Origin of the sequence: Arsenicicoccus sp. UBA6765 (assembly GCF_002453335.1) — a bacterium.
Classification (GTDB): Bacteria; Actinomycetota; Actinomycetes; order Actinomycetales; family Dermatophilaceae; genus Arsenicicoccus; species Arsenicicoccus bolidensis.
In genome coordinates, this window is the sequence record NZ_DKGR01000004.1 from 1 (window position 1) to 19,131 (window position 19,131).

General features: G+C 72.8%; 18 protein-coding genes. 5 read left to right on the plus strand and 13 right to left on the minus strand.

Annotated elements, in window-relative coordinates; genetic code table 11:
- Positions 1 to 320 precede the first annotated feature (320 nt).
- From B4K29_RS00735 to B4K29_RS00745, 3 genes are read right to left on the minus strand one after another with little or no spacing between them, the layout of a single operon-like run.
- Positions 321 to 1,211 (minus strand): glycosyltransferase family 2 protein, encoded by an 891-nt coding sequence (locus tag B4K29_RS00735; protein WP_286966182.1) that lies wholly within the window; start codon positions 1,209 to 1,211, stop codon positions 321 to 323.
- Positions 1,212 to 1,247: 36 nt separating this feature from the next.
- Positions 1,248 to 2,198 carry a hypothetical protein gene (locus B4K29_RS00740; protein ID WP_239266232.1) on the minus strand — a complete coding sequence of 317 codons (951 nt, stop codon included), beginning with the start codon at positions 2,196 to 2,198 and terminating at the stop codon, positions 1,248 to 1,250.
- Positions 2,199 to 2,231: 33 nt separating this feature from the next.
- Entirely contained in the window at positions 2,232 to 2,549 is a 318-nt protein-coding gene (locus B4K29_RS00745; RefSeq protein ID WP_239266235.1) for a hypothetical protein, read from the minus strand.
- Positions 2,550 to 2,619: 70 nt separating this feature from the next.
- On the opposite strand from B4K29_RS00745, the gene B4K29_RS00750 reads away from it, so the two are divergent.
- Positions 2,620 to 2,919, plus strand: a complete 300-nt coding sequence (locus B4K29_RS00750) for a hypothetical protein (protein ID WP_019287507.1) — start codon at positions 2,620 to 2,622, stop codon at positions 2,917 to 2,919.
- Between the two features lie 492 nt (positions 2,920 to 3,411).
- Here B4K29_RS00750 and B4K29_RS00755 read toward each other — a convergent pair whose 3' ends face one another.
- Positions 3,412 to 4,617 (minus strand): helix-turn-helix domain-containing protein, encoded by a 1,206-nt coding sequence (locus B4K29_RS00755; RefSeq protein WP_286958859.1) that lies wholly within the window; start codon positions 4,615 to 4,617, stop codon positions 3,412 to 3,414.
- Positions 4,618 to 4,692: 75 nt separating this feature from the next.
- On the opposite strand from B4K29_RS00755, the gene B4K29_RS00760 reads away from it, so the two are divergent.
- Positions 4,693 to 4,869 (plus strand): hypothetical protein, encoded by a 177-nt coding sequence (locus B4K29_RS00760; RefSeq protein ID WP_019287500.1) that lies wholly within the window; start codon positions 4,693 to 4,695, stop codon positions 4,867 to 4,869.
- Between the two features lie 145 nt (positions 4,870 to 5,014).
- On the opposite strand, the gene B4K29_RS00765 is transcribed toward B4K29_RS00760, so the two are convergent.
- The 4 genes from B4K29_RS00765 to B4K29_RS00780 all read right to left on the minus strand — a co-directional run bounded on the left by B4K29_RS00765 (position 5,015) and on the right by B4K29_RS00780 (position 8,026).
- Entirely contained in the window at positions 5,015 to 5,566 is a 552-nt protein-coding gene (locus tag B4K29_RS00765; RefSeq protein WP_286966183.1) for a GNAT family N-acetyltransferase, read from the minus strand.
- Positions 5,567 to 5,634: 68 nt separating this feature from the next.
- A complete protein-coding gene (locus tag B4K29_RS00770; RefSeq protein WP_286966184.1) occupies positions 5,635 to 6,363 on the minus strand; it encodes a DUF72 domain-containing protein in 729 nt (242 codons plus the stop codon).
- Positions 6,360 to 7,253, minus strand: a complete 894-nt coding sequence (locus B4K29_RS00775) for an NAD(P)H-hydrate dehydratase (RefSeq protein ID WP_286966185.1) — start codon at positions 7,251 to 7,253, stop codon at positions 6,360 to 6,362. The genes B4K29_RS00770 and B4K29_RS00775 overlap by 4 nt, the downstream gene beginning before the upstream one ends.
- On the minus strand, positions 7,250 to 8,026 hold the full coding sequence (locus B4K29_RS00780; RefSeq protein WP_019287496.1) for a histidine phosphatase family protein: 777 nt from the start codon (positions 8,024 to 8,026) through the stop codon (positions 7,250 to 7,252). Before B4K29_RS00780 ends, B4K29_RS00775 begins: the two co-directional genes overlap by 4 nt.
- A gap of 195 nt (positions 8,027 to 8,221) precedes the next feature.
- Here B4K29_RS00780 and B4K29_RS00785 point away from each other — a divergent pair, with 195 nt between their 5' ends.
- Entirely contained in the window at positions 8,222 to 9,520 is a 1,299-nt protein-coding gene (locus B4K29_RS00785) for an MFS transporter (RefSeq protein WP_286966187.1), read from the plus strand.
- A 428-nt stretch (positions 9,521 to 9,948) separates the two neighbouring features.
- On the opposite strand, the gene B4K29_RS00790 is transcribed toward B4K29_RS00785, so the two are convergent.
- The gene (locus tag B4K29_RS00790) at positions 9,949 to 11,091 is read right to left on the minus strand and encodes a hypothetical protein (protein WP_286958853.1); all 1,143 of its coding nucleotides are present in this window, start codon (positions 11,089 to 11,091) and stop codon (positions 9,949 to 9,951) included.
- Positions 11,092 to 11,288: 197 nt separating this feature from the next.
- Between B4K29_RS00790 and pstS the strand changes: the two genes are divergently transcribed.
- A complete protein-coding gene (gene pstS, locus B4K29_RS00795) occupies positions 11,289 to 12,425 on the plus strand; it encodes a phosphate ABC transporter substrate-binding protein PstS (RefSeq protein WP_286966188.1) in 1,137 nt (378 codons plus the stop codon).
- Between the two features lie 101 nt (positions 12,426 to 12,526).
- On the plus strand, positions 12,527 to 13,597 hold the full coding sequence (locus B4K29_RS00800) for a Na/Pi cotransporter family protein (protein WP_286966189.1): 1,071 nt from the start codon (positions 12,527 to 12,529) through the stop codon (positions 13,595 to 13,597).
- Positions 13,598 to 14,263: 666 nt separating this feature from the next.
- Here B4K29_RS00800 and B4K29_RS00805 read toward each other — a convergent pair.
- From B4K29_RS00805 to nirB, 4 genes are read right to left on the minus strand one after another with little or no spacing between them, the layout of a single operon-like run.
- Positions 14,264 to 15,007, minus strand: coding sequence for a sirohydrochlorin chelatase (locus tag B4K29_RS00805; RefSeq protein ID WP_286966190.1), 744 nt, complete (start codon positions 15,005 to 15,007; stop codon positions 14,264 to 14,266).
- A complete protein-coding gene (gene cobA, locus B4K29_RS00810; protein ID WP_286966191.1) occupies positions 15,004 to 16,014 on the minus strand; it encodes a uroporphyrinogen-III C-methyltransferase in 1,011 nt (336 codons plus the stop codon). Before cobA ends, B4K29_RS00805 begins: the two co-directional genes overlap by 4 nt.
- Positions 16,011 to 16,448, minus strand: a complete 438-nt coding sequence (gene nirD, locus B4K29_RS00815; RefSeq protein WP_286966192.1) for a nitrite reductase small subunit NirD — start codon at positions 16,446 to 16,448, stop codon at positions 16,011 to 16,013. Before nirD ends, cobA begins: the two co-directional genes overlap by 4 nt.
- Positions 16,445 to 19,105 carry a nitrite reductase large subunit NirB gene (gene nirB, locus B4K29_RS00820; protein WP_286966193.1) on the minus strand — a complete coding sequence of 887 codons (2,661 nt, stop codon included), beginning with the start codon at positions 19,103 to 19,105 and terminating at the stop codon, positions 16,445 to 16,447. The genes nirD and nirB overlap by 4 nt, the downstream gene beginning before the upstream one ends.
- Positions 19,106 to 19,131 lie beyond the last annotated feature (26 nt).

The window sequence follows — 19,131 nt, forward strand, 5'->3', positions numbered from 1 at the left end:
GTCGAGAACGGCTTCGACCGCGTCAAGCAATGGCGCGCCCTGGCCCCCAGGTACGACAAGCTCGCCCTGACCTACCGGGCCGGCGTCCTGCTCCGCGCGATCCTCCTATGGCTGCCCCCTTTAAGAGACACGCCCTAGCCCAGGGTCGGTTCGCCAGGCTGATGATCCCGCCGGGGGTAGGGGCATCGACCGTGGTTAGTTCGCCAGGCTGATGATCCCGCCGGGGGTAGGGGCATCGACCGGGGTTAGTTCGCCAGGCTGATGATCCCGCCCCCGGTAGGTACGTCTGGTCATCCGGCCCTCGCGGCCCGGACGCTTCGTCAGAGATAGGGCCTGGGCCGATGGCCGGCCAGCCCCGCCGCCCGCCCGGCGACACCGCACAGCGACACCGCGACCCCGGCGAGCCGCTCGGGGTCGCGGTGGTGCACGGCGCCGGCCACGTTGACGAAGGGCCACACGAGCGAGCGACCCAGCGTCGCCAACGTGTGGCCGTAGCCGAAGAACTCGACCTCGGTGTCGGCGTTGGCGGCGTTCTCCTCGAACGCGCGCAGCAGCGCACCCCGGTTGCTCAACCGGTGCGGGGGGAGCGGCTCGTTCACGACGGCGGCGGGCGACCACGCGAACCGTGCTCCGAGCGACCGGGCCCGCAGGAAGAACGCGAAGTCCTCCCCGCCGGACAGCCCACGGTGCGGGGCGAACCACGGTCGCGGCATCCGATCGACGAGCCGGCGAGAGAGCAGGAGGTTCTGCCCACCGTCGAGGGAGGAGACCAGGCCCTCGCGGCGCAGGACCGAGCTGGCCAGCAGGTAGGACCGCACGAGCGTCGGGTAGGACTTGTTGATGCCCATGTCGACGGGCCCGCTCGCGCAGTCGGCGTCGTAGCGTCGCGCGCAGTCCACCAGGGCCATGAGGGCGCCGGGCTCGGGGAGGCCGTCATCGTCATACATCACGAGGTACACCCACTCCGGGTCGACCTCGTAGGCGGTCATGACGAGGGCGTTGCGCGCCTGCGAGATGCCTCGCTCACGGACGGGACGCACCGTGATCGGGACCGTCGTGCCGCGCCCGACCTCCTCGGCCACTCGCTCCACGGCCGGGTCGCAGTCGTTGTCCGCGACCACCACCGAGACCGGATGGCCCTCGGCCTGCTTCGTCACCTCGAGCAGCAGCCCCCGGAGCAGCTCAGGGCGTCGGTACGTCGGAATGCCCACCACGATCGGCACAGGACACCACCCCCTGGTTCAAGCCTACGACCGGGGGTGATGGCCGTGGTGCAATTGTCCTGGAATCCCCAGGGCGGCCTCCCACGGACGGGCCAGCCAGTAGCGCTCCAGCTCGGGCAGCCCCTCTGGCTCGTCGAGTCCGTGCGGGCCGAAGCGCAGCGGCTCCACCTGCGTCGCGTAGCGACCGATCCGGCGCGCCTTGACGACGCGGTCGACCGGCACGGCATACGCCTCGACGTGGAACCCGTGCCGCTCGACCAGGCCGTCTATCTCGTCCTGCCCCGGCCGCGCCGAGCCGTAGGGCACGTCCTCGTAGTAGCCGAACCTGATTAGGCGGCCGCTCAGGCGGCCGGTCAGGTGGTCGGTGAGCGTGTCCCGCACCCAGCGGTGGTCGGGGTTGACGCCGGCGCCGACGGGCGCGGCGTGCTCCCCGGTGGCCGGTGGCATCGCCTCGGCCTCCCCCCGGGACAGGGCCTCGCGCACCAGCCGTATGCCGCTGCGCCCAGCCCGCAGCCCGAGCCGCGCCAGGCGGCGGGCCGCCCGCACGCCCAACGGTCGGCGGGGCAGCGGCGGGTCGGGCAGCACCCCGGTGGCGGTCGGCAGGAGCACCAGGCCGCCCTCGTGCTCGCGCAGCCAGGCATCGACCCAGGCGGTGAGGGTGGCGGCGTCCTCGGGGGTCCGGCCCGCGGTGAGGTACTGCTGGTCGAGCAGGCCGAGGTGGTGCCGACGGTGCGGCGTCCCGGCGAGCGCGGCGTCGTCCTCGGCGAGCCGGACCTCCATGGCCTCGTCCGAGTCTTGGAAACCGGACAGTGTGTCCCACTCGGTGACCATGGGCTGGGCGGGGCGGGCCGTGCAGACGGTCAGGACGTCGAGCGGGGCCTCGCGGCCGATGAGCGTCTCGCAGGACAGGACGGCGTCGTCCAGGTGCGGAGACACCACGAGGACGGCGCCGTTGAGGGGCGTGGGGATCGGCATACGGGCTCCTCCATCTGCGGGTGGGTCGACGGCTCAGTCCCGGGCGTCGCAGAGGGCCCAGGAGGCGGCCGCCGAGGCCGCCGTCACGACACCGACGGCAGGCCAGGCGCCGATGCTCTTGGCCAGCCGGTGCGACCCCACGAACCCGCCGAGGTAGGTCACGGCCAGCACGGAGGTCGTCCCCGGGTCGGTCCGCGCGAGCCAGGTGCGCCCCGCGAGGAGGCCGCAGGCGCCGAGCAGCACGCCGCCGAGCGGGCGGATGCCGGTCTCGCGGGCGAGCGCGAAGCCGCCGGCCAGGCCGAGGACGGTGAGCGGTGCGGTGGAGACGTCGGAGGCAGGCTTGAGATCCATGCCCCCACCGTATGCCGCGCGCCCCGGCCGCAGCGGGTGACCCCCGACGCGGTGGGGTATGCCCAGGCGCATGAGCGACAACGACCAGAACCCGCACGTGACGGACCAGACCACGCAGCCCGACCAGGGGCCCTTCCACGACGTCGACCCGACCGGCGCGGGCCAGAGCGCGGCCGAGCGCCCGGCCTACCCGGACGCGGACCAGGACACGGGTGTGGACGACCAGGGTGGCTACGAGGGGGGCGAGCCGGCCGGCCAGCAGCCCACCGAGCAGGTGCCCGAGCCCACCTCGGGCGACCCCGAGACCCCCGGCGAGTCCGACGAGGAGGGCAACGCCGAGGGCCTTACCCAGGGGATCAACGCCGGCTGACCTCGCGATCGGGCTCGAGGGCCGAGGCGACGCGCGGTTCGACGCGCTCCGTCGGGCCCCTGTGACGCCCGGTCACGCCCTCCTCCGGGTGGGTGGACCGGCGTCCGCGATCTCATCCTTCTGGGGGAGGCGCGGGTCGGGACGTTCCAGGGAGGGTGGAGGCACACCGACCACCCAAGGAGACGTCATGAGCAGCAGCACCGCTCGCCGGACGTTCATGGCCGGCACCGTCCTCACCTTGATCGCGTCGACCGGGGCCGCAGCGGGTCCTGCAGGCGTCCGTCGACCAGCTCGACCGCGCCGGCGCCGTGGGGGTCCCGTCCTCCCTCCCACCGCACACCATTGGTCACCGATGGCGTCTGGGGACCCGTTTGGATCGTTCACAAACGTCAGTGGTGACAAATGGCGCGAGGGAGTGCGCGTCGACACAAAGTGTCAACTCGGCGACTCAGTGTGAATGCGCAACGACAGGTGGTGACGGTGCGCGGCGGCTCAGGCGGGCCCGGCGTTGGTAGACGTCAGCGTCAGGAGCAGGCGCACCGACTCCTGCAGGTGCTCGGCCGCCCCGCGGTGATCGCCCAGCTCGCCCAGCGCGGTGCCGAGGTGATGGTGGGCGTCGGCCAGGTCGGAGGCGGCGAGCAGGTGCCCGTCCTCGAGCACCCGCTCCATGTGGGCACGCCCCTGCGCCCAGTCGCCGGTGGCGCAGGCGTACTTGCCCTGCACCAGGTCCAGCTCGACCTGGTCGCTGCGGGCCGAGCTGAGCGAGAAGGCCGTCGCCGCCTTGGCGAGCAGCCCCGGCACGGCGTCGAGGTCGACGTCCGCCTTGAGCCGGAAGTCCGCGGCGGCGCGGTGTACCCGACCCCACCGGCGCAGGTGGCCGTCCGGGTCGATGGCCGCGATGGCCTGGTCGTAGTAGCTGAGCCCCGCCTCGGGGTCTCCGGTCGAGAGCGCGAGGTTGGCCAGGGCCCAGTAGGCGTTGCCGGCCTCGAGCCGGTTGGGGGCATCCTGGGCGCCGCGGGCGAGGTCCGGCGCCCAGCTGATCGCGTCGCTGTAGCGGTGCTGCTGCCCGAGGGCGGACACGAGCGCGGTGAGGGCGGCGACGCCGGTCGAGCGCCAGGTGGGGGTGGTGCGGAAGGCCATGACGGCGGCCCGGGCCTCGGTGACGGACCCCTCCAGGTCGCCGGTGACGCGCAGGGCGACCGACAGGACCGTGCGCACCCGACCCTGCAGGATCGTGGACTGCTGCGTGAACCAGTGGTCGACGAGGGCGCGGGCCTGCTCGACGACCTGGTCGGCGAAGTCATTCTCGATGCGCAGCGTGAGGTCCATCAGCGCGGCGGTCCACCAGAGGTCCAGGCGGTCGGCCTCGAGGGCGAAGTCGCGCAGGTCGGACGCAGCCTTGATGGCACCCTCGAAGGTGTGCGTCGTGAGGACGCTGAGCGCCTCGGTCTGCAGCACCGCGGCGCGGGCGTCGCCGCGCTTGCCGGAGGCGAGCGCCCAGGCCCGGACGTGCTCGACCGACAGGCCGAGCCTGCCGGCGACGTGCTCGACGATCTCGCGGCTCGGCGCGCGGTGCCCTGACTCCACGAGGGAGATGTAGCTGCGGGAGAACTCCGGCTCCCCCAGCTCCGACTGGGACAGGCCGGCCGCGACCCTCGCCGCGCGCAGCGCTACTCCGAAACCGTTCTCGTCGCTCATGACCTATTCCCAACTGTTGACAACGCGAGTAACGTACCGCTTGCCGCATCCCCCCGCCAGTAGGAGATTCCCATCATGATCGCCAAGGCCACTCGCGCCATCGCCGTTCTCACCCTCGCAGCCTTCGCTCTGGTCCCCACCGTCGGTGGCAGCTGGCCCACGAGCCAGGACCCCACGGTGGGCGGCAGCTGGCCCACCAGCCAGGACCCCACCGTCGGTGGCAGCTGGCCGACCGTGCTCGACGCTAGCTGATCTCCCTGGCAGGGCCGCTTTCCTGGCTCGGACGCGCCCGACCGGGCGACCAAGGCCCCCGCTCGACTCCTCGGAGTCCGGCGGGGGCCTTCGTCGTGCGGAGGGAGCGGGGCCGTATGCCGTGCCGCCGGTCGCCGACTCGGGATCAGGCGGGCACGGTCGCGTGCAGGGGCAGCTCGAAGTGGACCGTCTCGAAACGATCGTCCCCCTCGTCGCCGCGGGCGTCATAGGTCTCGACCAGGCCCGCACCGCGCCAGAACTCGAGCGCGCCGGGGATCTTGGCGTTGGTGTGGAGGTAGATGACGCGATACCCGCCCTCGGCGCGGACGAACTCGATGGTGGCGTCGACGAGGCGGCGGCCGATGCCATGGCGGCGCAGCCGCGGGTCGGTGACCAGACGCACCAGCTGCGCCACGTTCGCCCGGTCGGCGTAGCGATCGGCGAGCCAGGCGGGGTGCGGCGGGCTCGCGGGGCCACCGATCCGCGCGGCGCAGGTGCCGACCACGGCGTCCCCGTCGACGGCGACGATCAACGCCTGCCGGGGGTTGTCGACATACACCTCGGTCAGGTGGTCGAGGTCCCAGTGCCACTGGGGCTGGAAGCCGTAGCCCTGGTCGTCGTGGACGCTGGTCAGGATGAGCTCGCGCGCGCCGGCCAGGTCCTGCGGCGTCGTCGCGCGGTGGATGTCGATAGCCATGGCCACACGATAATGCAACCCAGCAGCAATAGAGGGGAGTTGGCAGCTGACGGTCGGCGGGGGTGGGGTCAGACGCCGAGGCGGGCGCGCAGCCGACGCACGTCGTGCACCGCGTGACCGTGCCCGTCGTTGTTGAAGTAGCCGAGCACGCGGTGCCCCGCGCCCTGCCACTCGCGGATGCGATCGGCCCACCAGTCGAGGTCGGCGTCGCCGTAGCTGCCGGCATACAGATGGTCGTGGCTGGGGCCGTGCCACCGCACGTAGACCAGCGGCGACGTCGCCCGCAGGACGCACGGCAGGTGCGCCCCGGACATGACGACGTAGGCGGCACCGTGCCGCTCGAGCAGCGCGAACACCTCCTCGCGGTGCCAGGACTCGTGCCGCAGCTCCACGGCGACCTCGATCCAGGGCGGCAGGGCGTCGAGCGCGTAGGCCAGGCGCGCGTCGTCGCGCTCCATCGTGGGCGGCAGCTGCAGCAGGAGCGGTCCCCGGCGTCCCCGCAGCTCGTGCAGGCCGCGGGCGATCACCTCGGACCACCGCTCGGGGGCGTAGAGGCGCTTGGCGTGGGTCAGGCCGCGCGGCGCCTTGACCGTCATGACGAAGCCCTCGGGCAACCGCCGCCGCCAGCTCGCGAAGCTCGCGTCCCGGGGCCAGCGGTAGTGGCTCGCGTTGAGCTCCACGGTCGCGAGCTCCGCGACGTAGCAGGCGAGCCGGTCCCCGGGACGCATGCCGGGCGGGTAGAGGACGCCGTCCCAGTGGGCATAGCACCAGCCCGAGGTCCCGAGGAGGACGCTCACCCGTCGAGCTCGGCCAGCGCCCGTGGGATCTCGGCAAGCAGCTCGCGGGCGAGGAAGCCGCGCCGTCCGTGCACCGCGACCAGGCGCTCGCCCGCGCGGCCGTGCACATAGGCGCCCCACACCCCGGCCTGGGCGGGCTCCGCGCCACGCCCGAGCAGCCCGACCAGCATGCCGGCCTTGACGTCGCCGGAGACGCTGACGGCCATGCCCTGACCGCCGGTCTGGACCGCCCACAGGTCGGCGGTGGCGCGCGTGCCGGGGGTCGTGACGTAGGTCGTGGACGCGCCCGACACGACCACGGCACCGGCACGGCGGCTGAGCCGCAGCGCGGCGCCGAGCGGATCCTCCGACACGGCGTCCTCGTCCTCGTCGAGCGTCTGGGCGAGCTCTCCGGCGTTGGGGGACAGGATGACTCGCCCGTCCAGGTGCTTCACCCCGTCGGCGTGCTCGGTGAGATAGGCCATGCCGAGCGCGTCGATGACGACCGACACGTCGAGGCGCGGCACGACGCGCTCGAGCAGCGCGACCGCCGCGTCGGGGGACATGATCCCGGGGCCCAGCAGGACCGCGGCGCAGCCCTCGGCAAGCTCGACGATCTCGTCGGCGGTCCCGGGGGCGAGGTTGCCGTCGTCGTCGGCGGCCAGACCCGCGACGTAGGCCTCGGGGATGGCCATCCCCATCGGCACCGCCAGCGGCTCGACCGTGGCGATCTGGAGCTTGCCCGCGCCGGCGCGCAGGGCGGCCTCCGCGGCGAGGACGACCCCGCCGGGCATGCGGACGTTGCCGCCCACGACGAGGACGCGGCCGTTGCTCTCCTTGTCGCCGCCGTGGCCGGGCAGCTCCCAGCCGCGCAGCAGTCCGGACGAGACGACCTCGGGCTGCCGGCTCACCGGTCCGCGTCCTTGGCGACCGGCTCCTCACGCGTGGTCTGCGTGCCGGCGTCCTCGAGCGCGGCGGTCTCGGCATAGGTGTCGAGCGCGAGCGAGCCGTCCTCGGCCCGGTCGTAGGACGTCATGGAGCAGTTGGGCAGCGGCGTCTCGTTGTCGATCGTGATGATGCCCTCCTCGTCGAGGCCCTCCAGGACGAGGCGGAAGCTCATGATCACGGCCTGGTGGCTGAAGATCCAGACGTGCTCGTCGGCGTACTCCTGGCGGATGTCGGCGAGGACGCTGCGGACGCGCAGGGCCACGTCGCACCAGGACTCGCCGCCCGGGGGCCGGTAGTAGAACTTGCCGACCTTGGTGCGGCGCTCGGCCTCCTCGGGGTACTCCGCCCGGATGCCGTCGCCGGTGAGCCCGTCGAAGATCCCCAGGTCACGCTCGCGCAGCCGCTCGTCGAGGACCAGCGAGTGGTCCAGCCCCGCCTCCCGCAGGGCCGTCTCGGCCGTACCCCGCGCCCGCGCGTACGGCGAGGACAGGATCACCTCGGGGCGGTGGGCCTCGGGCAACCGCGCCAGGTGGGCCCCGAGGGCGGTGGCCTGCTCGGTGCCCAGGTCCGACAGCGGGGTGTCGGCGTCGCGGTAGTCGAGCGCCAGCCTGCCGTGACCGGCCTTGCGGGCCTCGGCGTCCGCCACGTTGCCGAGGCTCTGGCCGTGGCGGACGAGCACGAGCCGTCGGGGTGCGGTCCGCCGTCCGGCGGCGATGGAGTCGGTCTGCTCGGGCACGATTGCCTCCTGCGGGTTGGTCCGGCGCTCCTCTCCGGCTACCCCGTATGCCGCACCGCCAGACCCGAACCCCGCACAGGCCGGTCACTTTTCGACGACGTTCCCCCGTCCTGGCGTGACCGTTCGGCAGACGGGAGGGTGGGATGGGGGAGCATCCGGCATACGGCCGCTCTCCCCACCACGAAGGACACCACCGTGAGCACACCCGCCACCACCGCCCATGCACGGCCCGCCCCGAGCCGGAGCAAGACGCTGCTCGGGACCGGCGTCGGCAATGCGCTCGAGTGGTACGACTGGAACGTCTACGCCACCTTCGCGACCTACATCGCGGCGCAGCTGTTCTCCAAGGCGGACCCCGCCTCCGCGTTCCTGTCCACCCTCGCGATCTTCGCGGTCGGGTTCGTGGCCCGGCCCTTCGGCGGCTACGTCTTCGGCTGGCTCGCCGACCGCATCGGGCGCAAGCACTCCCTGATGGTCGCCGTCATGCTCGCCTCGGGCGGCTCGCTGCTCATCGCCGTCGCGCCGACGTATGACGCCGTCGGGGTGTGGGCCTCGGTGATCCTGCTCGTGGCGAGGTTGCTGCAGGGCCTGGCGCACGGCGGCGAGCTGCCCTCGGCACAGACCTACCTCGCGGAGGAGGCACCCCGCGAGCGGCGCGGGTTCTGGGCGTCCTCGATCTACGTCTCCGGCACCGTCGGCCTGCTGATCGGCATGTTCCTCGGCCTGATCCTCGAGACGACGCTCAGCGACGCGCAGATGGACGCGTGGGGCTGGCGCGTGCCGTTCGCGCTCGGGGCCGTGCTCGGGCTGTTCGCGCTGTGGATGCGCACCCGGCTCGAGGAGTCCGCGATCTTCGAGGAGGAGGTGGGCGGCGAGGGTGCCCCCCGCGAGAACGTGCTCGCCGGCGTGTGGCGCCACAAGCGCCAGGCGCTGCAGGTCATCGGCATGACCATGGGCCTGACGATCACCTACTACGTGTGGTCCGTCAGCACCCCGGCCTACGCCATCAAGGTGCTGAAGTTCGACAAGACCGACGCCTTCTGGGCCTCGATCATCGGCAACACCGTCTTTATCCTCGCGCTGCCCGTGTGGGGTCTCGTGTCCGACCGGATCGGCCGCAAGATCCCCATCCTGGTCGCGCTGCTCGGCTCGGCGGTCCTCTACATCCCCATGACCTCGGTGATCGGGCACAGCATGGTGACGCTGGCGCTCGCGATCTCGGTGATGCTGATCCTGCTCGCCGGCTATCTCGCCATCGCGCCGGCGGTGTATGCCGAGATGTTCCCCACCGACGTGCGGGCCACCGGCGTGGGTGTGCCGTACGCCATCTGCATCGCGCTGTTCGGCGGCACCGCCCCCTACGTGCAGAACTGGCTCGCGGCGGCGGTCGAGTGGCGCTGGGCGTTCGCGACGTACGCGATCGTGGCGCTGCTGATCTCGGCCGCGACCGTGCTCACGCTGCCGGAGACGCGCGCCAAGGACCTCAGCCACTGACGCCGGTCCTGGCCGTATGCCGCACCCGACGCCTGGTGCGCGCCAACGGGTGGAGTTGGCCTCCGTCATGGGTGGTGTTCTCCACCCGTTGGTGGTGGCGGTGAGCCGTGAGCGCCCCATTGGTCGACGGGGTTGACCCGACGGGGCACTTTGAGCTGGCTAACGGCCGGTTTGGCGGCGCGACGCGTCCCGTCGGGTCACTTCGTGTCGCCGTCGGCGGCCGCGGGGTGGTGCTGGGGCGGGCCGAGGGCGCGGAGGCGTGAACGGGTGGGTTTAGCCACCGTCATGGGTGGTGTTCTCCACCCGTTGGTGGTGGCGATGACCCGCGAGCGCCCCATTGGGTGCTGGGGGTGACCCGACGGGGCACTTTGAGCTGGCTAACGGCCGGTTTGGCGGTGCGACGCGTCCCGCCGGGTCACTTGCTGTCGTCAGCGGCGGCCGAACAGCTTCTTGAGGAAGCCCTTCTCGGGCACCGGCTCCGGAGCGGGGATGGGCTCGGGCTGGGCGATGGGCTCCGCCCGCGGCAGGGGCTGCGGCTCGGGCTCGGGCTCCGGTGAAGGGGTCGGCTCGGGCGTGGGCGCAGGCTCCGGAGACGGTGCAGGCTCGCGCATCGGCTCGGGCTCGGGCGTGGGTGCAGGCTCCTCGTCCGGGAGGGGCTGCGGGGTAGGGGCCGGCTCCGGGGTCGTGGGGAGCTGCCCAGGGATGCGCTCCGGCTGGACCGGAGGCTCAGGGGCGAGCTCGGGCTCCGGCAGCACGGGCTCGGGGGCGACCGGCTCGGGGGCGACCGGCTCGGGGGCGACCTGGGGCTCCGGCGCTATGGGCTCGACGGGCGTGGGCGCGGGCTGCGGCTCCGGCGACGGGGCGGGGGCGGACGCGGCGGCAGGCTCCGGGGCCGCCGGGTGAGTGTCCACGAGGTCCTCGGAGGGCTCGTCCACGCGGATGCCCGGCTCGCCGAAGTCACCCGGCTGGTGCTCAGGCGCAGCGGCGGGCTCGGGTGTGGTCGGCTGGGCGACCACCTCGTCCTCGGAGGGCTCGTCCACGCGGATGCCGGGCTCTCCGAAGTCGCCCGTCGTCGGCTCGGCCACCTCGACGACCGGCTCGGGCTGGACCGGCTCGGGCGTGACGGAGGCGGGCTCTGTCGCAGCCGTCGCCGTGGGGGTGGGCTCGGGTGCGGGCTCGTCGCCATACGACATCCCGACGAAGCGCTTGGTGGCCTCGGCGAACACGTGGACCCCGTCCTGCGCGGCGAGGTGCTCGACGATCCCGCGGGCCTCGCCGGCGTGCTCGCCGCTCGCGTCCGCAGCGCCCGACATGTCGATGACGGTGGTCGCGTTGATCACGGGCCGGCGGCGGGCGCCCTCGGGGAGGTAGTCGGCGTACATCTCGCCGACGCGGTCCGCGTCCTCGAACCAGTAGGTGTAGGCGTAGCCGTCACGCGTCCACGTCAGCTTGAGGGCGGTCTGCTCGGTGGACCCGCCGGGGACGGCCTCGTCGAGCAGGGCCACGAGGCGGTCCTTGTCGAGACCTGCGGCTTCGGTGGCAAAGATCATGTGCGGGTATGCGCTGGCCATGGGTCCAGTCTCCCCGATCGCGCTCGGGAGCGTGACACGGGTGGTGCCAGAGACCTGAGGCGGCCCCACGTGAGGGGATCCGTTCACGTCGTGCGCCACCGTCGTTCATCCGCCATTCGGGTGAGCGACGTCCGACCTGCCTACCGTCCAGGCAGCGCCCCCGCGCCGGTCGACCCCCACGCACCCGAGGAGCCGCGGTGCTCGCTTCACCCGACAATGGGATCCCCGTCCTGCGGACCGACGACGCCCGTCGTCGCCGCCTCGTCGTGCCGATCCTGGTGGCCCTGGTCGTCGGCGCCCTCGTCGTGGCCCTCACGGCCGCCGGGCGTCAGGACCGGCTCGCCGGGAGCGGGTCGACGCTGGGGCAGCCGCTCATCGACCGATCGATCGAGGCCTATCGCTCGGCCGCGTCGGCCGACAACCCCGACCGCCCCGGAGCGACCGGCAACGACTGGGTGCTGGACGGCTCGGGGCTGGAGTACGAACCGGTCGGGTCGATGGGCGGGATCATGCGCCTCGCCGAGGACGACGTCGCCTTCGCCGTCTCGGACTACCCGCTGAGCAAGGCCGCCCTCGACGAGCGTCAGGTCGTCCAGTTCCCGCTCGCGGTGGGGGCGCTCGCGGTGGCGCACAACCTCGACCTGCCCCCGGGCGCGACGCTGCGGCTCGACCAGGCAACGCTCGCCGGGATCTACACGGGGGCGATCACCCGGTGGGACGACCCGGCGATCACGGCGCTCAACCCCGGCACGCGACTGCCGTCCACCACGATCACCGCGGTGCACCGCAGCGACGGGTCCGGGTCGACGGCCGCCCTGACGCGCTACCTGTCCGGTGCACCCGGCTGGACCGCGGGGCAGGGCGCGCTCGTCAGCTGGAAGGGCGGGGTGGCCGCCGAGCGGTCGAGCGGTCTCGTGCAGGCCGTGCGGCAGCGTCCGGGATCGATCGGGTATGTCGAACGCACGCAGGCCCAGCAGTCGGGGCTGCGACTCGCGCAGCTCGAGAATGCCGCGGGCGCCTTCGTGGGCCCGACGGACGCCGCGATGCGGGTCTCGGTGGCGGGCCTCGACTACGCGGGGCGTGACGACTACGTCGGGCTCGCGCCGACCTCCGCCGAGCGCGCGGCCTATCCGCTGACCGTCCCGATCTATGCCCTCGTCGAGCGCCGACCGGTCCGAGAGACGGAGGCGCGCCAGGCCCTGGACTTCCTCCGCTTCGTGCTGGAGGACAGCGCCGACCTGCACGAGCGTGCGGGCTACCTGCCCCTGCCCGGCGCAGCCGTGGGGCAGGTCGAGACCTACTGGCGCGGCCACCTGCCGTACGCCCCTCGCTGACATCGGCCCTCGCACCTCCGCCTCACGTCCGGCTCGCCCGAGCTCGCCCCACCTCCGAGCCCGCCCGTCACAGCCCACCCGTCACAGTCAGGACAGCACGCATGGACGTCGACATCTTCAAGGACATCCTGGTCCCCGTCATCGGCGGCCTCGGGATCTTCCTGCTCGGCCTGGAGTTCATGGACAACGGCATACAGGCGCTGTCCGTCAACAAGATGCGCACGTGGCTCGCCACGATGGCCGGCACCCCCGCCAAGGGCGTCGTCGCCGGCACGATCATCACGGGCATCATCCAGTCGTCGACCGCGATGACGGTGATGACGGTCGGTCTGGTCAATGCCGGTGTGCTGTCGTTGCGCTCGGCAATCGGCGTGATCATGGGCGCCAACATCGGCACCACGCTCGGCAACGGCCTCATCGCCCTGCCGCTGGGACCGATCGGGCTGCTGAGTGCCGGGATCTTCGCGTGCGTCTACTGCTTCTCCAAGGTCGACAAGGTGCGCAACATCGCGCTCGCGGCCATGGGATTCTCGTTGATCTTCTACGGCCTCAACCTCATGACCGGGGGCCTCAAGCCGCTGCGCAAGATGCCCGCCGTGATGGACGTGCTGTCGTCCCTGGACTCGACCACGTTCATCGGCGTCGTGTCGTGCGCCCTGATCGCCGCCCTCATCACGGCGATGATCCACTCGTCCTCCGCGACCATCGGCATCGTCATGGGTCTCGGCGCCTCGGGGGTCCTGGAGTGGCAGACCGCCATCGCGTTCGCGATCGGCGCCGACCTCGGCACCACCATCACGTCCTGGATCGCCTCGCTCAACCTGTCCAAGAACGCCAAGCGAACGGCCTACGCCCACATCGCCTTCAACTTCATCGGGGTGTGCGTCGTGCTGGCCCTCCTCTTCCCTGCCATCCAGGTGCTGAAGTGGGCGATGGGCTTCTTCGGCGGCGACCCGGGGGGCGGCGGTGGTCGTGGACGGGCAGGAGACCTATCCGCTCGTCCCGGTGGCCGTGGGGATGTTCTCGATCTTCTTCAACATCTTCAACGTGCTCATCCTCTTCCCCTTCGTCAGCACCTTCGAGCGGGTCCTGTCGCGGATCGGGCACACCGACGCGGAGGACGCCGAGGACTACGCGGAGCCGAAGTACCTCGACCGCTCGCTGCTGGGTGACTTCCCGCGCGCGGTGGGGGCGGTGCGCGCCGAGTCCGGTCGGGTGCTCGAGGCAGGCGCGCTGTTCATCGCCATGGCCCGCGGCGAGAAGCAGGCGCCCAAGGACACCGCCGAGCACTGGGAGGCGACCGACTCCCTGTCCCGCGAGATCCGGGCCTACTCGGCCGAGCTGTTCACGGACGACCTGGACCGGACCCAGATGGACCTGGTGGGCAGCCTGATCGAGGAGGCCGACTTCACGACCTCGCTCGCGGACAGCCTGCACCAGATCGCGCGCCGGGTGGAGCGGGACGACTTCAGCCCAGCGGGCAAGGCCTACATCGCCGAGGGTCTCGAGCGCGTCGACGTCGCGCTGGACCACGTGATCGACCGGCCGGAGACGGTCGCCCGCGAGACCGCCCCGTCGTCCTTCGAGGACCTGCGGTGGCGGGTCATCGACACCGCCAGCCTCCCCGCCGGCGAGAAGGGCGCCCTGCTGGCCCTCCTCGGCTCGATCGAGCGCGCCGAGGCCCTCGTCGCCCGCATCGCTGCGGAGCGCGCGTCGGTGGACCGGGGCGTCGCCGGCGGCGCGGTGGCCGAGCAGCCGTCAGGGTCCTCACCGTCGGCGTAGCCGGCGCTGCTCTGATCCGGCGCCGCTCTGAGCGGGCGCGGTCTGAGCGGGCGCGGTCAGAGCGGGCTGGCGACGCGGGCGAGGCGCTGGAGGCCCTCGGCATACCGGCGCTCGACCAGCGTCAGCAGCTCGGGGTGGGTGCCGAGGGGGCGGGTCGTGAGGTCGGCGCCGGCGCGGGCGATCACGTCGGCGAAGTGGCCGGGGCCGATCAGGTATGACGCCGCGATGACCCTGCGGGGGCTGCCGTCACGGGCCGCGGCCACGGCGTCAGCGATGGTGGGGGATGCCGCCGAGCCGTATCCCACGGTCACGGGTCCGGCCCACCGGCAGCGCACGGCGTCGAGCAGGGCGTCGACGTCGGCCTGGGCGCGCTCGCGGCTGGACCCGGCGGCGGCGACGACGAGGACGTCGCCGGGCCCGCCGCCGGCGCCCTCGGCACGGCGCACGAGGATGTCGGCGAGGATCGGGTCGGGGCCGAGCGCCCCCGTCGCGCAAGCGCTCTCGCGACCGGCGACGGCCCGGGCGATGTCGACCTCGACGTGATAGCCGAGCGACAGCAGGATCGGCACGACGACGACCCGCAGGCCCGCCCCGGTGAGGGCGGCGACGCTGTCGGCGACGTGAGGCTCCTGCACGTCGACGTAGGCCAGCTCGACCCGCAGGTCAGGCCGACGCCGCCTCAGCCGCTCGGCGATGCCGGTGACGGTGCGCTGACCCTCGGGGCTGCGGGTGCCGTGCGCGGTCAGCAGCAGCACCGGCTCCGGCTCGGCGAGGGTCGTGCGGGGCGCGACGAGACTCATGCCGACAGTCTCCCCGCTGGGGCCCCGGCCGCGGCGGATGCGCCCGCGCCCTGGTCCGGCGCGCCGGTGACCTGCACGCCGGAGACCTGGGCGCCGGAGACCTGCACGCCCGAGACCTGGGCGGGGAGCCCGGCGACGGCGCCGACCACGATGACGGCCGGGTTGGTCAGCCCCTCCCGGGCGACGGCGCCGGCCAGCTCGGACAGCGGGGCCCGCACCTCGCGCTGCCAGGGCGTCCACGCCTGCTGTATGACGGCCGCGGGGGTCTGCGGATCACGGCCGTGCCGGACGAGCCCCGCCGTGATCTCGTGCAGCCGCCCCATCCCCATCAGCACGACGACGGTGTGCGGGGTCGTGGCCAGCGCGGGCAGGTCGAGCTCGTCGTGCCCGGAGACGGTCACCACCCCGGTCGACAGGCCGCGGTGCGTGACCGGTATGCCGGCCGCCGCCGGGGCAGCCACCGCGCTGCTGATGCCGGGGACGACGTGGCAGGCGACGCCCGCCTCGTGGCAGGCCGCCAGCTCCTCGCCGCCGCGACCGAGGACGAAGGGGTCACCGCCCTTGAGCCGCACGACCTTTCGTCCCCGCTTGGCGTGGTCGACCAGGAGCTGGTTGATCTCCTCCTGCGGCACCGGGTGGTGGTGCGGACGCTTGCCGACGTCGACCAGCTGGACGGATTCGGGCAGCTCGGTGAGCACCGAGACGGGTCCGAGCCGGTCGTGGACGACGACGTCGGCCTCGTCGAGCAGCCGCCGGGCGCGCACCGTCAGCAGGTCCGGGTCGCCGGGTCCGCCACCCACGAGCCACACCTCGCCCACAGGTGGCGTACCCCCGGGCGAGCTGTCAGAGGCGGACGAACCGCTCGACCTGGAAACGTGGCCGGAGCCGGAGCCGGAGCCGGAGCCGGAGCCGGAGCCGGACGTGCCGGTGGACCCGGAGCCGGAGGGGCGGTGCGGCAGCACCAGGGCGCCGAAGGGCGTCGACAGGGGAACGGGCGGGCGCGTCATACGGCCCCTCCCTCCACGGTCTGGCGGGCCCGCTCGGAGGAGGCCGCCGCCACCTCGGCCTGCTCCGCCGGCGCCACGCCCGCAGGCTCGGTCACGCACGGCCCGACCTGCACCCGTCCCGCAATGACCTGCACGGCCCACGAGCCCAGGCCCACGCTCGGCTCCGCGACGGCGCGACCGCTGCGGACATCGAAGGCCTGCTTGTACATCGGGGAGAAGATCACGGGGACCTCCCGCCCCTCGACCGTCACCGAGCCGACGAGGCCACGCGACATGACGTTGGCGTCGCAGTAGGGGTCGCGCTGCCCCACGGCGTGCACGGTGTCGTCGTGCAGCCGCACGATCGCCACCTGCCGGCCCTGCACCAGCGCCGGGACCGCCCGCTCGGGCTGCAGGTCACCGAGGGCGCACACGTCGGTCCAGGTCACGCTCATCGCCGCACCTCCAGGGTGGTCCCACCGATCAGCACGGGGGCTCCCGGCTGGTTGCTGCCCGGCTCGACGGGGTGGCCCTGCGAGGTGACGACCTCGATGTCACCGTCGCCGCGACGGGCGGCCTCGCGCTCCTCACGGGTCGCCGGACGACGCTGGCCGCGCTCGACGACATACACGAGGTCGCCGTCGGCCTGGTCGGGGGCGTTGACGAAGGACGTGAACCGGGCCAGCTTGACCGGGTCCTCGAGCACGTCGCGCCACTCGTCGGAGTAGGACTCGACGTGCCGCTCCATCGCCCGGTCCAGGTCCGCGCCGATGCCGAGGCTGTCCTCGAGGATCACCTCGCGCACGTGGTCCAGGCCGCCCTCGATCTCCTCGAGCCAGGGCGCGGTGCGCTGCAGGCGGTCGGCGGTGCGGATGTAGTACATGAAGAACCGGTCGACCGTGCGGACGAGCGTCTCGGTGTCGAGGTCCTCGGCGAGCAGCACGGCGTGGCGCGGGGTGAAGCCGCCGTTGCCGCCGACGTAGACGTTCCAGCCGTTCTCGGTCGCGATGATCCCGACGTCCTTGCTGCGCGCCTCGGCGCACTCGCGGGCGCACCCGGAGACGCCGAGCTTGATCTTGTGCGGCGCCCGCAGCCCGCGATAGCGCAGCTCCAGGTCGATCGCCAGCTTGACCGAGTCCTGCACGCCGAAGCGGCACCACGTGGAGCCGACGCAGGACTTCACGGTGCGCAGCGACTTGCCGTAGGCGTGCCCCGACTCGAAGCCTGCGTCGATCAGCCGCCGCCAGATCGCCGGCAGCTGGTCCATGCGCGCCCCGAACAGGTCGATCCGCTGGCCGCCCGTGATCTTGGTGTAGAGCCCGAAGTCGCGGGCGATCTCGCCGATGACGATGAGTCCCTCGGGGGTGACCTCGCCGCCCGCGATGCGGGGGACGACCGAGTAGGTGCCGTCCTTCTGCATGTTGGCGAGCACGTGGTCGTTGGTGTCCTGCAGGGCCGCCTGCTCGCCCTCGAGGATGTGCCCGGTCTCCAGGCTGGCCAGGATCGAGCCGACGACCGGCTTGCAGATCTCGCAGCCGCGGCCCTTGCCGTGCCGGGCGATGATCTCGCTGAAGCTGCGCTCCCCGGTGACGCGCACGGCGTTGAACAGGTCGGCGCGGGACAGCTCGAAGTGCTCGCAGAGCGACCGGTTGACCTCGAGGCCGGCCTTCTCCTGCTCGGAGGTGACGATCTTCTTGACCAGCGGGAGGCAGGAGCCGCAGCTGGTGCCGGCCTTGGTGCACGCCTTGACCTCGGCGAGGTCGGTGCAGCCGTGCTCGGTGATGGCCGAGCGGATCGTGCCCGCCGTGACGTTGTTGCAGGAGCAGACGCCCACGTCGTCCGGCAGCTCGGCCGTGGCGTGAGGGTCGGCCTGCAGGCCCTCCGGGACGAGGTATGACGAGGGGTCGGCCCCGAGCCGGCGCCCCACCATCGGCCGGAGCGAGGCGTAGGCACTGGCATCGCCCACCAGCATCCCGCCGAGGAGGGTGCGGGCGTCGTCGCTCATCACGAGCTTCTTGTAGACGCCGGCCACCGGGTCGGCATAGGTCACCTCGAGGGCGCCGTCCGCGGTGGCGAAGGCGTCGCCGAAGCTCGCGACGTCGACGCCGAGCAGCTTGAGCTTGGTGGACGTGTCGGCGCCCGGGAAGGTGGCCGTGCCGCCGAGCAGCCGGTCCGCCACGATCTCCGCCATCGTGTTGCCGGGGGCGACCAGACCCCACACGCGGCCCTCGATGCAGGCGACCTCACCGATCGCGTAGACCGCGGGATCGCTGGTGGCACAGGCCTCGTCGACGACGACACCGCCGCGCTCGCCGATCTCCAGGCCGCTGTCGCGGGCGCGCTCGTCGCGGGGACGCACGCCGGTCGCGAACACCACGACGTCCGTGTCGACGCCGCCGCCGTCCGCGAAGTCCATGTGGGCGACGACGCCGCGGCGGGCCTTGATCCGCTGCGTGGCGGTGCCGGTCCGCACGTCGACGCCCAGCGTCTCGATGAGCCGGCGCAGCGCCTCGCCGCCACCCGCGTCGACCTGCAGCGGCATGAGGCGTGGCGCGAACTCCACGACCGTCGTGTCGACGTCGAGGGCCGTCAGGGCACCCGCCGCCTCCAGGCCCAGCAGACCACCACCGATGACCGCGCCACGCAGCCGCCGGCGGTGCTGGGGGCGGGCGTCCTCGACATACTGCCGCAGGGCCGCCACGTCGTCGATGGTGCGGTAGACGAAGGTGCCGGTCACGTCCTTGCCCTCGACGGGCGGCACGGTCGCGAACGACCCGGTGGCGAGGACCAGCGCGTCGTAGGTGAGAGTCCGGCCGTCGCTGCAGGCCACGCGCCGCGCCTCACGGTCGATCCGCGTGACCGCGACGCCGCGCCGCAGCGTGACCTGCTCGTCGCGCCACAGGGACTGGTCGCCGAGCGCGAGGTCGTCCGCGTCGCGCCCGCTGAAGTAGCTCGTCAGGGCCACCCGGTCGTAGGGGGCGCGGGGCTCCTCCGCGAGCAGGGTGACGCGCCAGGACGCGTCGGTGTCGCGGGCGCGCAGGGCCTCGACGAGTCGTTGGGCGACCATGCCGCCGCCCACGACGACGAGGTGGCGCTGGGTGCTGCCGGTCATCGGTCCTCCTGTGCTGGTGCGTTCCT